The following is a 13482-nucleotide window of genomic DNA, read 5'->3' as shown; positions in this document are numbered from 1 at the left end:
GACGACGGGGCGGAGCGGGGACCGTGTGCGGGCTCCCGGCGGGGGTGTCGTAGCCTCGCGTCCGGTCGACCGCTCGATGGCGAGCAGCCCCGCCGCCTCGAGAGGAACGCCGTGAACCGTGACGACGCCGCGTCCGCGGGCACCTCGGCCACCGAAGGGCAGGACGTCGTCGAGCCGGCCGACCCCGAGTCGCCCGAGCCCGCCGAGGACGAGCCGCCGCAGGAGGACCCGAGCGACAAGGCCGGCCCCGTCGGGCGCGGCCTCGCCGCAGCGGCGCTCGCGGCGCTCGGTGTCGTCTTCGGCGACATCGGCACCAGCCCGCTCTACGCGCTGAAGACCGTCTTCACGATCGACGGCGGCGTCGTCCGGGCCACGCCCGGCGACGTGTACGGCGTCGTGTCGCTCATGTTCTGGAGCGTCACGATCATCGTGTCGATCAAGTACCTCGGCGTCCTGATGCGGGCCGACAACGACGGCGAGGGCGGCGTGATGGCCCTCGCGGCCCTCGCGCAGCGCCTCTACAAGCACCGGCGTCGCCACACCGGCGTCTTCATCGTGATCGGCATCGTCGGCGTCGCCCTGTTCTACGGCGACTCGATCATCACGCCCGCGGTCAGCGTGCTCTCCGCGGTGGAGGGGGTGGAGGTCGCCGCGCCCGCGGTCTCCCACCTCACGGTTCCGATCGCCGCGGTGATCCTCACGCTCCTGTTCGCCGTGCAGCGCTTCGGGACGGGGAAGGTCGGCAACCTCTTCGGCCCCGTGATGATCCTGTGGTTCCTCGTGCTCACGGCGGCGGGCATCGGCACCGTGGTGCAGCACCCCTCCGTGCTGCAGGGCCTCTCCCCCACCTGGGCGGTCGTCTTCGTCGTCGCGCATCCGGGCATCGCCTTCGTCGCGATGGGCGCGGTGGTCCTCGTGATCACTGGCGCGGAGGCGCTCTACGCCGACATGGGCCACTTCGGCCGGTCGCCGATCCGGCGCGCGTGGTTCTTCGTCGTCTTCCCCGCGCTGACCCTCAACTACCTCGGCCAGGCCGCGCTCGTGCTGAACCGGCCGGGCGCCCGGAACAACCCGTTCCTCCTGCTGTTCCCCGAGGCGCTGCAGCTGCCCGTCGTGCTGCTCGCGACCGTCGCGACGATCATCGCGAGCCAGGCCGTCATCTCGGGCGCCTTCTCCCTGTCCCGCCAGGCGGTGCAGCTCGGGATCCTCCCGCCGCTGTCGATCCGGCAGACGTCGCAGTCGGAGAGCGGGCAGATCTACCTGCCCGTCGTGAACGCGCTGCTCTTCATCGGCGTGCTCGCCGTGATGTTCGTGTTCCAGTCGTCGTCGCGGCTCGCGACGGCCTACGGGGTCTCGGTCACCGGCGCGCTCGTCGTGGACACGCTGCTGCTCCTGCTCGTCGCGCCCCGGCTGTGGCACTGGAAGGCCTGGCAGATCGTGCTGGCCGCGGTCGCCTTCGGCGGCCTCGAGGTCACCTTCCTCGCCGGCAACCTGTCGAAGGTCGTGCACGGCGGCTGGGTGCCGCTGCTCATCGCCGCGGCCGTCATCACGGTGATGACCACGTGGCGCCGCGGCCGCCAGCTCGTGTCCGACGACCGGCGGGAGAAGGAGGGGTCGCTCGCCGAGTTCGTCGACGAGGTCCGCGAGCAGCACCTCGTGCGGGTCCCGGGCGTCGCGGTGTTCCCGCACCCGAACCGCGAGACGGTGCCGCTCGCGCTGCGCGCCAACGTCGACCGCAACCACGTGCTGCACGAGCGGGTCATCGTCGTCTCGATCCAGACGATCGGCATCCCGCAGGTGCCGCTGCACAAGCGGTACGAGTACGACCCGCTCGACTACGCCGACGACGGCATCGAGCACCTCACCATCCGGTTCGGCTTCTCCGAGACGCCGGACGTGCCCGCGGCGCTGCGGGCGGCGTGCGTCGCCGACGTGCTCGACCTCGAGCCGGACGCGATGGACCGGGCGTCGTTCTTCATCTCGCGCGGCGCCATCCGCCGCACGCGGGCGCACGGCATGGCGAAGTGGCGGAAGAGCCTGTTCGTCGGGCTCGCCCGCAACGCCGCCGACCCGGCCGCGCGCTTCCAGCTGCCCTCGACCCGCACGGTCACGATGGGCAGCGACGTCGACATCTGACGGGCCCCGCCCGTCAGACGTCGCTGGTGTCGGTCAGCGGGACGCCGAGCCAGCGCGCCAGGTCCAGGACCTCCGCGCGGACCATCTCGCGCTCCTCCTCCTCGAACGGCAGGAGCTCGTGGACGGCCTGCACGTGCAGGGCGCCCTCCCTGCGGTCGACCGCCGCCTCGAGCATCCCGGCGAAGCGGTCGCCGATCAGGATCGGGTGGGCGAAGAGGCCGTAGCGCCGCTCGGGCTTCGGCTTGAACTGCTCGAGCACGTAGCGGAAGCCGAAGACGGCCTCGAGGCGCGGCCGGTCGTACAGCATCGCGTCGTAGGGGTTGAGGAGGGCGACGCGACCGCCCGGGTCGTCGTCGAGCGCGGCGAGCGCCTCCGGGTCCACCCGCCAGGCGCCCTTCAGCCCCTCGATCTCGACGGGCTCGCCCGCGTCGTGCACCGGCGTCCAAGCGGAGTGCTTCGCGACACCGGCGGCGCGGAGCCGGCGTGCCGCGATGTCGCGCTCCGCCTCCTCCGGCGTCGGCTCGGGCGCCGCCGGGTAGACCCGCTCGGCGAGGTCCCAGACCTTGCTGCGCCCCTCGCGGCGCACGATCGCGACCTCGCCTCGGTACGAGAGCAGCTCGAGCATCCGCGGCACCTGGTTGTCGCTCCACCAGCCGCTGTCGTTCGACCGGGCCACCTCCGCGGTGTCCGGGATCGCGGAGGCGAGCAGCGGGCCCTCCGCGCGGAGCCGTGCGAGCACCTCGGTGCGGAACCGGGCGTTGACCGCGAGCCACTCCGTCGCCCGCGGGTGCTCGGCGTGCCGGCGGAGCTGGACGAGGAGGGCCGGCAGGGCCGAGACGGGGTGGAACGCGCCGTCGAGCTCGACGAGCAGCCGGTCGCGCTCGACGGCCTTCCGCAGGTGCGCGGGCTCGTAGCCCTCGCCGATCCGCGCCCACAGCATCGTGTGCTCGCACGGCGCGATCACGGCGGTCGGGTCGATCTTGATCCAGCCGACCTGCTCCGCCACCTCGACGGGGTCGCCGGGCCGGTCGGCGTCGAGCAGCTGCGCGCGCACGGCGAGGCGGCGCGCCTCGTCGCGCGAGAGCCGGTGGGGCGTCATGCCGCGAGGGTAGGAGGGCGGACCGACGCGGGTCGAGACGCGGCAGCGCCCGCCGGCCGGAGCCGACGGGCGCTGCGGGGTGCGGATCCCTACGCGGGCTGCTGCTCGCGGTGCGGCAGCTTCCAGCCCGGGCGCACGTAGTGGCACGTGTAGCCGTAGGGATTCTTCTCCAGGTAGTCCTGGTGCTCCTCCTCGGCCTGCCAGAAGGCGCCGGCGGGCTCGACCTCGGTGACGACCTTCCCGGGCCAGAGGCCGGAGGCGTCGACGTCGGCGATCGTGTCGAGCGCGACCTGCTTCTGCTGCTCGGACGTGAAGAAGATCGCCGAGCGGTAGCTGCGGCCGACGTCGTTCCCCTGCCGGTTCCTCGTCGACGGGTCGTGGATCTGGAAGAAGAACTCGAGGATGTCGCGGTAGGAGATCACCTCGGGGTCGAAGACGACCTCGACGGCCTCGGCGTGGTCGCCGTGGCGGCGGTAGGTCGCGTTCGGGGTGGACTCGTCGCCGGAGTAGCCGACGCGGGTGGAGACGATGCCCGGGCGGCGGCGCAGCAGCTGCTGCGCGCCCCAGAAGCATCCGCCGGCGAGGATCGCGGTCTCGGTCGCCATGGTCAGGACTCCTTCTCGTTGTGGTCGGACGCCGTCGTGTCGATCAGGGCGCGGTACCCGCCGTAGCCCTGGGCCTCCAGCTCGGCCTCCGGCACGAACCGGAGCGCGGCGGAGTTGATGCAGTAGCGCAGGCCGCCCTCGGCGACCGGGCCGTCGTCGAAGACGTGGCCGAGGTGGCTGTCGGCGGCGCCGGAGCGGACCTCGACGCGGACCATGCCGTAGCTGCGGTCCGTCTTCTCGACGACGCTCGAACCGGGGATCGGCCGCGTGAAGCTGGGCCAGCCGCAGCCGCTGTCGTACTTGTCGGCGGACGCGAAGAGCGGCTCGCCGGACACCACGTCGACGTAGATCCCCTTCTCGTGGTTGTCCCAGTAGCGGTTGCGGAACGCGGGCTCGGTCGCGTTCTCCTGGGTGACCGCGTACTCGCTGCGCGAGAGGCGGGCGACCGCGTCCGGGCTCCTGCGCCAGCGGGTGGCGGCCGAGTCGGTGCTGGTGGTCATGACGTCTCCTGTCCGGGACCGCCGGCTGCGGCCCTCGGAGGTGTCAACAGCCCGGGGCGCCCGTTCGTTCCCGGCCGGCGTCGACCTGGCGACGCCGCCACGACCCGGGCATCATCGCCCCATGACCATCCCCGGCATCGATCCCTCCGTCCCGCCGAGCGGCACGGGCTGCGTCGAGTGCGAGGCGACGGACTCCTGGTGGGTCCACCTCCGCCGCTGCGCCGCGTGCGGCCACGTCGGCTGCTGCGACGACTCCCTGAACCGGCACGCGACCGGCCACTTCGCCGCGACGGGCCATCCCGTCGAGCAGAGCTTCGAGCCGGGCGAGGACTGGTTCTGGGACTTCCGGAGCCGCTCGCTCGTCGCGGGTCCCCGCCTCGCCGACCCGCAGAGCCGGCCGCTCGCGCAGTCGGCGCCCGGGCCGGCGGAGCGCGTCCCGGCGGACTGGCAGCGCCTGCTCGGCGGCTGAGCCCGGTCCCCTGAGCTCAGTCCTCGGGCGGCCGCGTCGTGCGCTGGTGCCGCACGAGCACCGCGATCCCGGCGACGATCAGCAGCGCGCCGCCGATCGAGGCCGCGACCCACAGGGTCTCCGCGAGCCCGTCCGTCACGGCGAGCTGCGCGATGACGCTGACGAACAGCACGAGCACCCCGCCGAGCAGGAGGGCGACGCCGGGGCGGGAGGGGCGGCCGAGCACCCGTCGACGCTAGCCCCGGCCGGCCGTGCGCCCGCGCTCCGAGCGCGGCATGACGGGGATGACGCCCGTCTCGGCGGCCACGCGCCGGCGGTGCAGGTTCCGCTGCTCCGGCAGCGACACGTCGAACACGACCGCGAGCAGCCGCACGACCGCCGTCACCGCGACGCCGAGGGTCGCGGCGAGCGGCAGCGGCACGCCGACGGCGGCGAGCAGCGCGAGCGCCGCCGACCCGCTCGCCGCCGCGACCGCGTAGAGGGAGCCGACGTGCATCACGGCGACGGGGAGCCCCATGATCACGTCCCGCAGCACGCTGCCGCCGACGGCCGCGACGACGCCGACGAAGACCGCCGGCACCGCGGGCAGCCCGAGGACGAGCGCCTTGCTCGTGCCGAAGGCGCCGAACAGCCCGATGACCACGGCGTCGAGGCCGACGATGACGCCGGAGAGCCGCTGCAGCAGGGGCGCGAGCAGCATGCCGGCGAGCGACGAGAGCACGGCGGTGATCAGGTACCAGTCGCTCTGCAGCGTCGCCGGGGCGACGCCGAGCAGCAGGTCGCGGATCAGGCCTCCGCCCATGCCGATCAGCGTGCCGATGACGACGACGCCGAGCAGGTCGAGCCGGCGCTGCCCCCGGAAGCCGGAGGCGAACAGCGCGCCCTGCACCCCGCCGAGCCCGACGGCCGTGAGGTCGGCCCAGAGCGGGATGACGAACGCGGACTGCACGAGGACATCGTCCCCCGTCCGCGCCCGCCGACGGGTCAGGCGATGCGCTCGCGCACGAGGCGCGCGGTGGCCGGCGGGTCGACGGCGTGGTCGTGCGACTCGGGCACGACGACGAGGTCCGCCCCGGGCATCGAGGCCGCGAGCCGCTCGGCCGCGGCGACGAGGAACGGGAAGGTCGGCTCGCCGCGGAGGATCACCACCGGCTGGCCGACGCCGGTCATCGCGGCGGTCGGCGTCGAGACCGCCGCCGTGAGGGCCGCGTCGTAGACCGTCGACTGCGCGAGCGGCACGAGGCCGGCGAACATCGGGCTCGACCGGATCTGCTCGATCACCGGGTCGGGCAGGCCGACGCCCTCCCGTTGGAACAGCGTCACCGCGTCCTCGGGCCGGCCCTCGTCGACGAGGGCCTGCAGGCGGCCGGCCAGGTCCTCGGGGTCGCCCTGCCCGAAGCGGAACGGCGGCTCGGAGAGGAACAGGTGGGAGGCGGGCGCGCCCTCGCCCGCGGCGTAGAGGGCGAGGACCGCGCCGGACGAGTGGCCGAGCACCGCGGCGCGGCCGCCGACCGCCTCGATCACGGCGGTCAGGTCCTCCGCCTCCCGGAACGGCGCGGAGGGCGGGGTGTCGCCGCTGCCGCCCCGGGCGCGGCGGTCGTACACGACGCCCTGCAGCCCGAGCTCGGCGAGCGCGCCCGCGAGGGGGCGCCCGGCGTCGGCGGTCGAGAAGGCGCCGCCGACGATCACCACCGGGGTGCCGGAACCGATCGGCTCGTAGGCGATCCGGGTGCCGTCGGCGGACAGGGTGCGCTCCACGGGAGCCAGTGGAGCACGGCCGTCCGTGCACCCGTGTTCGCCTGCGGCGAACACACAGGGTGTGTTCCTCCCCGCGGCCCGACCGCGGGCGACTGTGAGCCATGGCCGAGCCCCGCACCTCCTCCGAGATCGTCTCCGGCAGCCCCGTGCCGGTCGACGCGGTCTGCCTCCGCTGCAAGCGGGAGGGCGTCTTCTCGATCCCGCTGTTCGTGCTGACGATGGACGGGCCGCGCCAGGTCGGCGAGCGGGTGTTCTGCGTCTGCGAGACGAAGCCCGCCGCGAAGGCGACGATCACGAACGGCGACGCGAAGCGCACCGGCGAGACGTGCGACCGCTGCAACCGCGTGAGCATGTACGAGGTGCCCTTCTACGCGATGACGCCCGCGGGCATCTCGCCGCACTCGACCCGCGTCATCTGCCGCGAGTGCGACACCCGGCCCCGCCGCTGACGGCGGCATAGGCTCGCGGCATGCCCGCCAAGTTCCTCGTCGTCCCGCAGTGGCAGGGCGCGGCGTCGAGCCGCGCGATGCGGTTGATCGACGGCGCGGAGGCGATCCGCGGCGACCTGCCGCACAGCGCGACCACCGCGATCGAGGTGCCGCTGGGCGCCGGGGACGCGGTCGGCACCGGCGTCGCCCGCTACTCGTCCGTCGCGACCGTGCGGGAGCGCGTCCGGAACGCGCTCGACGCGGTTCCGGAGGGCGACCTGCCCGTCGTGGTCGGCGGCGACTGCGGCGTCGAGCTCGCGGCGGTGGAGCGGGCGGCCGAGTCCGCCGCGGCGCGCGGCGCCCGGCTCGGGCTCGTGTGGTTCGACGCGCACCCCGACCTGAACACCCCGGCCACCAGCCCGAGCGGCGCGTTCTGCGGCATGGTGCTGCGGGCGCTGCTCGGGGAGGGCGCGGAGGGCCTCGTCTCGGCCGCCCCGCTCGACCCGTCGCGGGTCGTGCTCGCCGGCACCCGGACGATGGACGACCAGGAGGCCGCCTTCCTCGAGACGGCGGGCGTCGCGGTCGTCGGCGCTGACGCGCTCGGCACGGCGCTCGGCGCCGCGGTCGATGCGCTCGACGTCGACGAGGTCTACCTCCACGTCGACCTCGACGTGCTCGACCCCGGCGAGCTCGCGGGCATCATCGACCCGCAGCCGTTCGGCGCGAGCGCCGCGGACGTCACGGCCGCGATCGCCGCCGCGTCCGCGGGCCGCCGCGTGGTCGGCGCCGGCCTCACCATGTTCGCGCCCGCCTCCCCCGACGACGTCGTGGAGGACCAGGGCACCGTCCTCCGCATCGTCAGCGCCCTCACCGCCTCCACGCGCGCCCCGCGCTGACCCGCGCCCAGCGCGGCCTGCGGCGCGGGCGGCTACGGTGCCGATCAGCGGGAGCCGGTCGGGCTCGCCGCGGAAGCGGAGGAGACCATGGCGGAGACCTACGACCTCGTCGTCATCGGCGCGGGCCCGGTCGGCGAGAACGTCGCCGACTACGCGCACAAGGAGGGTCTGAGCGTCGTCGTCGTGGAGTCCGAGCTCGTCGGCGGCGAGTGCTCGTACTGGGCCTGCATGCCGTCGAAGGCGCTGCTGCGACCCGGTGCGGCGCTGCGCGGCGCCCGGCACGTCGCCGGCGCGAAGCAGGCGGTGACCGGCGGCCTGGACGCCGCCGCGGTCTTCGCCCGCCGCGACTCGACCGTCTCGAACTTCGACGACACCGGCCAGGTCTCCTGGCTCGACTCCGCGGGCATCGACCTCGTGCGCGGCAAGGGCCGCCTCGACGGGCCGAAGCGGGTCGTCGTCACGGCGCCCGACGGCTCCGAGGTCGTGCTCGAGGCGCGCGCCGCCGTCGCCGTCTGCACGGGCAGCGCCGCTCTGATCCCGCCGATCGAGGGCCTCGCCGACGCGAAGCCGTGGACCTCGCGGGAGGCGACGAGCGCCAGCGCCGCGCCCGGCCGACTGATCGTGCTCGGCGGCGGCGTCGTCGGCGCGGAGATGGCGACCGCGTACACCTCGCTCGGCTCGAAGGTCACGATGGTGGTCCGCGGCGGCCTGCTCGGCGGCATGGAGCCCTTCGCGGGCGAGATGGTCGCGGAGTCCCTGCGGCATGAGGGCGCCGACGTCCGGCTCGGCGCGGGCATCACGAAGGTCGTGCGCGACGGCGGCACGGTGACCGCGACGCTCGACGACGGCTCGACGGTCGAGGCGGACGAGATCCTCGTCGCCACCGGCCGCACCCCGCGCACCGACGGCCTCGGCCTCGCCTCCGTCGGCCTCGAGGACGGCGAGTGGCTGTCCGTCGACGACACCCTGCTCGTCGACGCGGGCACGAACGCGGACGAGCCGTGGCTCTACGCGGTCGGCGACGTGAACCGGCGCGCCCTGCTCACCCACCAGGGCAAGTACCAGGCGCGCGCCGCCGGCCGGGTCATCGCCGCCCGCGCGAAGGGCGAGTCCCCCGACACGGGCCCCTGGAGCCGCTACACGGCGACGGCCGACCACGACGCCGTGCCGCAGGTGACGTTCACCGACCCGGAGGTCGCCTCCGTCGGCCTCACCGAGGACGCCGCGAAGAAGGCCGGCCGCCGCATCCGCACGAGCGAGTACGACATGTCGTGGGTCGCGGGCGCGAGCGTCTACGACGACGCCTACGTCGGGCGGGCGAAGCTCGTCATCGACGACGAGACCGACGTGCCGATCGGCGCGACCTTCGTCGGCTACGACGTCGGCGAGATGCTGCAGTCGGCGACGCACGCGATCGTGGGGCGGATCCCGGTGCAGCGGCTCTGGCACGCGGTCCCCGCGTACCCGACGCTCAGCGAGATCTGGCTCCGCCTGCTCGAGACCGACGGCCGCGCGTGAGCGTCCTGCTGCCGCACCCCTCCCGCATGGAGGGGCGCACGGTCGTGATCACGGGCGCGAGCTCGGGCATCGGCCGGGCCGCGGCGACGGAGCTCGCGCTGCTCGGCGCCGAGGTCGCGGTCGTCGGCCGGAACCGCGAGCGCACGGAGGCCGTCGCGGCGGCGACCGGCGGCCGCGCCTTCCTCGTCGACTACGACCGCCTCGACTCGGTCCGGGAGCTGGCGGCCGCCCTGCTCGACGCCTTCCCGGCGATCCACGTCCTCGCGAACAACGCGGGCGGGATGGCGGAGCGGGCCGAGACGCCGGACGGGCACGACCTGACGTTCCAGCGGAACCACCTCGCGCCCTTCCTGCTGACGACCCTGCTGCTCGACCGGCTCCGGGAGACGGCGGCGAGCGCGCCGGAGGGCTCCGTGCGGATCGTGCAGACCTCGAGCGCGGCGTCCCTGTCGGGCCGGGTCCGGCTCGACGACCTCGAGAACCGGCGCGGGCGGTGGCTCGGCGGCTGGGGCGCCTACGGCGCGGGCAAGCTCGAGAACGTCCTGCTCACGCGCGAGCTCGCCCGACGGCTCGCGGGGGCCGGGGTGAGCGCCTACGCGTTCCACCCCGGGTTCGTCGCGACGCGCTTCGGCGGCGACGGACCGCTGATCTCCGCGCTCCAGCGCGCCTTCGCGCTGTCGCCGGAGCAGGGCGCGCAGCCGCTCGTCCGGCTGGCGGCCGCGGCCCGCGTCCCGGCGCCCTCCGGCAACTACTTCGACCGGCTGCGCGCGCCGGGCCGGACGGCGCGGCAGGCCGGCGACGCGGACCTCGCGCGCGGGCTCTGGGAGGCGAGCGAGCGGCTCGTGAGCGCACGCTGAGCGGTTCCGCTGCACGGAACCGCTAGGTTCTCCGTCGTGGTGCTGGCCGTGCTCGGTGGCGGCCTGCTCGTCCTGGGCCTGGTCGCGGTGGCGACCGGGATCCTGCCGGCCGCCGATGCCGCCGCACTCGGCGGGCGGATCGCCCCCGTGCTCGGCTTCGTCGTCGCGATCACGATCGTCGCCGCCATCGCGGCGGAGGCGGGGCTGTTCGACCGGCTCGCCGCGACCGCCGCCCGCGTCGCGCGCGGCCGCGGGGCGCTGCTCTGGCTGCTCGTGGTGGTCGTCGCCGTCGCGTCGACCGTCTTCCTCTCGCTCGACACGACCGCGGTGCTGCTGACGCCGGTCGTCGTGACGCTCGCCCGCCGGGTCGGCCTCTCGCCGATCCCGTTCGCGCTGACGACCGTCTGGCTGGCGAACACCGGCTCGCTCCTGCTGCCCGTGTCGAACCTGACGAACCTGCTCGCCGAGTCGGACCCGGCCTTCGGCTCCGCGTACATCGCCCGGTCCTGGCTGCCCGCGACGATCGCCGTGCTCGTGCCCGTCGCCATCCTCGCAGTGGTCTCGCGGAAGGCGCTGGCGCACCGCTACGAGCCGCCCGCCCCCGACCCGGTCGCCGACCCCGTGCTGTTCCGGGTCGCCGCGGTCGTCGTCGCCCTCCTCGTGCCCGCCCTCGCGATCGGCGACCCGGTCCTGCACGTGCCCGTCTGGGTGCCGGCGACGATCGCCGCCGCGGTGCTCGTCGTCGTCGCGGCCGTCCGGAAGCCGAGCGCGCTGTCCCTCCACCTGCTGCCCGTGCCGCTCGTGCTGTTCGTGTGCGGCCTGTTCCTCGCCGTCACCGCGCTCGGCCGGCTGGGGCTGACGGAGGCGCTCACCGCCGCCGCCGGCACCGGCGAGGGGCCGCTCGCCCTCCTCCGGCTCGCCGGCGTCGGCACGGTCGCGGCGAACCTCGCCGACAACCTGCCCGCCTACCTCGCGCTCGAGCCCGTCGCGGGCAGCGAGCACCGCCTCCTCGCCCTGCTCGTCGCGGTGAACGCCGGCCCCCTCATCACGCCGTGGGCGTCGCTCGCGACCCTGCTCTGGCACGCGCGGCTGCGCGCCGCCGACGTCGAGATCTCCTGGTGGCGCTTCGCCGGGCTCGGCCTGATCGCGGCGCCGCTCACCGTCGGTCTCGCGACGCTGTCGCTGCTGCTGGTCTAGGTCACCAGAAGGCGGGCGGGTGGCGGCGGGCCCACCCGACGCGGCGCTCCAGCTGCCGGGCGATCGCGAGCAGCGCCGCCTCGCCGCCCGGGCGGCCGATCAGCTGCACGCCGGACGGGGCGCCCTCGTCCGTCGCCCCGATCGGCACCGTGATCGCGGGCAGCCCGGCGACGTTGACGAACGACGTGTACGGCGCGGCCTGCACCTGCCGGTCGAACTCGGCGTCCGCGCCGGCGCCGTCCTCCGCGTACCAGCCGATCGGCCGGGGCGGCAGCGCCGTGGTCGGGGTGAGCACCGCGTCGAACGGCGCGAAGGCGGCGATCGTCCGCCGCTCGAACGCGGCGGCCGCGAGCAGGGCGGCGACGACCCGCTCGGCGGGCAGCGCCCGCCCGCGCTCGACGAGCTCGCGCGTGTACGGCTCGAGGCGCGCGAGCTGCGCATCGGTGCGGGCGGGGATCGTCGCCGCGCCCGCCTGCCAGAGCACGCGGAAGAACTCCGGGTACGCCTCCCCCGGCAGCCGCACGGGCTCGAGGCCGTGCCCGAGCACGTCGAGCAGCCCGCTCGTCCGCTCGACGGCCGCGGCGATGCCCGCGTCGAGGCGGACGTCGACGGCGTCGTCCCAGACGGAGCCCTCGAGGACCCCGACCGAGTAGCGGCCCTCGCCGCGCACCGCCTCCCCGAGGAACGGCTCGTCCTCGCCGCCCGGCGCGGTGGCGTAGCCGGCGGAGCGCGTGCGGCCGTGCGGCCGCACGAGCGCGTCGAGCAGCATGGCGGCGTCCGCGACGGTCCGGGCGATCGGCCCCGCGGTCACCAGGCCGGCGAGCGAGCCCTGGCCCCCCTGCGCCGGCACCCGCCCGCGGGAGGGCTTGATCCCGACGACGCCGCACCAGGCCGCGGGGATCCGGATCGAGCCGCCGCCGTCGGAGCCGACCGCGAACGGCGCGAGCCCGGCCGCGACCGCCGCGGCGGCCCCGCCGCTCGAGCCGCCGGCGCCCGTCTGAAGGTCCCACGGGTTGCGCGCCGGCGGGCGGCCCGCGGGCTCGGTGAAGCCGGTCAGCCCGAACTCGGGCGCGGTCGTCGCCCCGAGCACGACGGCGCCGGTCGCGTCCGTCGCCGCGGCGACCTCGTCGGACTCCGCGACGACCTCGTCGGCGAACAGGCGGGAGGCGCCCCACACCGCGCCGACGCGGCGGACGAGCTCCTTCTCGGCGATCGGGACGCCGCCGAGCGGCGCGGCGCCCTGGCCCGCCTCGTCGACGGCGGCCGCGGTCGCGAGGGCGGCGTCCCGGTCGACGCGGGCGAAGGCGCCGAGCGCGGGGTCGAGGCGCTCGATGCGGTCGAGGTGGTGCTGCACGAGCTCGAGGGACGTCGCGTCGCCGCGGCGGATCCAGTCCCACTGCTCTTGCGCGGTCAGCTGGTGGAGGGAGAACGCCATCGCTACTTCAGGCTCCGCTGCAGCATGACCGTGCCGATCCACCGGTCGAACTTGTACGCGACCTTCCCCATCCGCCCGGTCTCCGTGAACCCGAGGGAGCGGTGCAGCGCGAGCGACGCGTCGGCGCCGCTGTCCGCCACGACGGCGAGCAGCTGCTTCAGGCCGGCCTGCTTCCCCGCCTCCATCAGCGCGGTGAGCAGCGCCTTCCCGAGCCCCTTGCCCGTGGACGCGGGGCGCAGGTAGATCGACTCCTCCGCGGTGAAGCGGTAGGCGCGCTTCTGGATCCACGGCTCGGCGAGCGCGTACCCGAGCACCTGGCCGCTCGGCGAGACGGCGACGAGGAACGGCAGGCCGAGCCGGGCCAGGTAGGCGTACTTCGACCGCCAGGTGCGCAGCGACCGCCGCTCGGTGTCGAGGGTCACCATCGTGTTCGTGACGTAGTGGTCGTAGATCTGCCGGACGGCGGGCAGGTCCTTGGCCGTGGCGGCCCGGATCTCGTAGGAGAACGTCGGCTCGGGGGGATCGATGCGCCGCAGGTGGAACGGCTTCGCCAGCCTGCGGGGCTCGTACTCCTCTTCCAGCAC

15 protein-coding genes are annotated in these 13482 nt (G+C 75.1%); 7 read left to right on the top strand and 8 right to left on the bottom strand.

All coding sequences use genetic code 11. The annotated features are described in order from the left end of the window. Positions 1-111 precede the first annotated feature (111 nt). Positions 112-2136, top strand: a complete 2025-nt coding sequence (locus tag D1781_RS06605) for a potassium transporter Kup (RefSeq protein WP_233551053.1) — start codon at positions 112-114, stop codon at positions 2134-2136. A gap of 13 nt (positions 2137-2149) precedes the next feature. On the opposite strand, the gene D1781_RS06600 is transcribed toward D1781_RS06605, so the two are convergent. The 3 genes from D1781_RS06600 to msrB all read right to left on the bottom strand — a co-directional run bounded on the left by D1781_RS06600 (position 2150) and on the right by msrB (position 4340). Further along, positions 2150-3235 carry a DNA glycosylase AlkZ-like family protein gene (locus tag D1781_RS06600; protein WP_119481399.1) on the bottom strand — a complete coding sequence of 362 codons (1086 nt, stop codon included), beginning with the start codon at positions 3233-3235 and terminating at the stop codon, positions 2150-2152. Positions 3236-3324: 89 nt separating this feature from the next. After that, on the bottom strand, positions 3325-3840 hold the full coding sequence (msrA, locus tag D1781_RS06595) for a peptide-methionine (S)-S-oxide reductase MsrA (RefSeq protein WP_119481398.1): 516 nt from the start codon (positions 3838-3840) through the stop codon (positions 3325-3327). Between the two features lie 2 nt (positions 3841-3842). After that, on the bottom strand, positions 3843-4340 hold the full coding sequence (gene msrB / locus D1781_RS06590; protein ID WP_119481397.1) for a peptide-methionine (R)-S-oxide reductase MsrB: 498 nt from the start codon (positions 4338-4340) through the stop codon (positions 3843-3845). A gap of 121 nt (positions 4341-4461) precedes the next feature. On the opposite strand from msrB, the gene D1781_RS06585 reads away from it, so the two are divergent. Further along, positions 4462-4809: a UBP-type zinc finger domain-containing protein gene (locus tag D1781_RS06585; RefSeq protein WP_119481396.1), complete on the top strand. Its 348-nt coding sequence runs from the start codon at positions 4462-4464 to the stop codon at positions 4807-4809. A gap of 16 nt (positions 4810-4825) precedes the next feature. On the opposite strand, the gene D1781_RS06580 is transcribed toward D1781_RS06585, so the two are convergent. From D1781_RS06580 to D1781_RS06570, 3 genes are read right to left on the bottom strand one after another with little or no spacing between them, the layout of a single operon-like run. Beyond that, on the bottom strand, positions 4826-5035 hold the full coding sequence (locus tag D1781_RS06580) for a hypothetical protein (RefSeq protein ID WP_119481395.1): 210 nt from the start codon (positions 5033-5035) through the stop codon (positions 4826-4828). 9 nt (positions 5036-5044) lie between these two features. Continuing rightward, positions 5045-5758 (bottom strand): trimeric intracellular cation channel family protein, encoded by a 714-nt coding sequence (locus D1781_RS06575; protein WP_233551050.1) that lies wholly within the window; start codon positions 5756-5758, stop codon positions 5045-5047. A gap of 35 nt (positions 5759-5793) precedes the next feature. Next, a complete protein-coding gene (locus tag D1781_RS06570; RefSeq protein WP_119481394.1) occupies positions 5794-6567 on the bottom strand; it encodes an alpha/beta fold hydrolase in 774 nt (257 codons plus the stop codon). Positions 6568-6668: 101 nt separating this feature from the next. Between D1781_RS06570 and D1781_RS06565 the strand changes: the two genes are divergently transcribed. The 5 genes from D1781_RS06565 to D1781_RS06545 all read left to right on the top strand — a co-directional run bounded on the left by D1781_RS06565 (position 6669) and on the right by D1781_RS06545 (position 11463). After that, complete coding sequence (locus tag D1781_RS06565; RefSeq protein ID WP_119481393.1) at positions 6669-7016, top strand: hypothetical protein; 348 nt, start codon at positions 6669-6671, stop codon at positions 7014-7016. A gap of 20 nt (positions 7017-7036) precedes the next feature. Continuing rightward, positions 7037-7891 (top strand): arginase family protein, encoded by an 855-nt coding sequence (locus D1781_RS06560; RefSeq protein ID WP_119481392.1) that lies wholly within the window; start codon positions 7037-7039, stop codon positions 7889-7891. A gap of 87 nt (positions 7892-7978) precedes the next feature. Further along, entirely contained in the window at positions 7979-9409 is a 1431-nt protein-coding gene (locus D1781_RS06555) for a dihydrolipoyl dehydrogenase family protein (protein WP_119481391.1), read from the top strand. Then, complete coding sequence (locus tag D1781_RS06550) at positions 9406-10266, top strand: SDR family NAD(P)-dependent oxidoreductase (protein WP_325048794.1); 861 nt, start codon at positions 9406-9408, stop codon at positions 10264-10266. The genes D1781_RS06555 and D1781_RS06550 overlap by 4 nt, the downstream gene beginning before the upstream one ends. Positions 10267-10302: 36 nt before the next feature. Continuing rightward, the gene (locus D1781_RS06545) at positions 10303-11463 is read left to right on the top strand and encodes an SLC13 family permease (protein WP_119481390.1); all 1161 of its coding nucleotides are present in this window, start codon (positions 10303-10305) and stop codon (positions 11461-11463) included. A 1-nt stretch (position 11464) separates the two neighbouring features. On the opposite strand, the gene D1781_RS06540 is transcribed toward D1781_RS06545, so the two are convergent. Both D1781_RS06540 and D1781_RS06535 read right to left on the bottom strand, forming a co-directional pair. Next, on the bottom strand, positions 11465-12898 hold the full coding sequence (locus D1781_RS06540; protein ID WP_119481389.1) for an amidase: 1434 nt from the start codon (positions 12896-12898) through the stop codon (positions 11465-11467). A 2-nt stretch (positions 12899-12900) separates the two neighbouring features. After that, a complete protein-coding gene (locus D1781_RS06535; protein WP_119481388.1) occupies positions 12901-13482 on the bottom strand; it encodes a GNAT family N-acetyltransferase in 582 nt (193 codons plus the stop codon).

The organism is Amnibacterium setariae (assembly GCF_003581425.1).
Classification (GTDB): Bacteria; Actinomycetota; Actinomycetes; order Actinomycetales; family Microbacteriaceae; genus Amnibacterium; species Amnibacterium setariae.
The sequence above is the reverse complement of the archived record's forward strand: the minus strand, read 5'-3'. Positions and strand labels throughout refer to the sequence as shown.

Bases quoted from the DNA above. Each gene is read 5' to 3' on its own strand.
- D1781_RS06600 (WP_119481399.1), bottom strand. From the start codon at position 3,235: ATGACGCCCCACCGGCTCTCGCGCGACGAGGCGCGCCGCCTCGCCGTG.
- D1781_RS06565 (WP_119481393.1), top strand. From the start codon at position 6,669: ATGGCCGAGCCCCGCACCTCCTCCGAGATCGTCTCCGGCAGCCCCGTG.
- D1781_RS06555 (WP_119481391.1), top strand. From the start codon at position 7,979: ATGGCGGAGACCTACGACCTCGTCGTCATCGGCGCGGGCCCGGTCGGC.
- D1781_RS06540 (WP_119481389.1), bottom strand. From the start codon at position 12,898: ATGGCGTTCTCCCTCCACCAGCTGACCGCGCAAGAGCAGTGGGACTGG.
- msrB (WP_119481397.1), bottom strand. From the start codon at position 4,340: ATGACCACCAGCACCGACTCGGCCGCCACCCGCTGGCGCAGGAGCCCG.
- msrA (WP_119481398.1), bottom strand. From the start codon at position 3,840: ATGGCGACCGAGACCGCGATCCTCGCCGGCGGATGCTTCTGGGGCGCG.
- D1781_RS06560 (WP_119481392.1), top strand. From the start codon at position 7,037: ATGCCCGCCAAGTTCCTCGTCGTCCCGCAGTGGCAGGGCGCGGCGTCG.
- D1781_RS06585 (WP_119481396.1), top strand. From the start codon at position 4,462: ATGACCATCCCCGGCATCGATCCCTCCGTCCCGCCGAGCGGCACGGGC.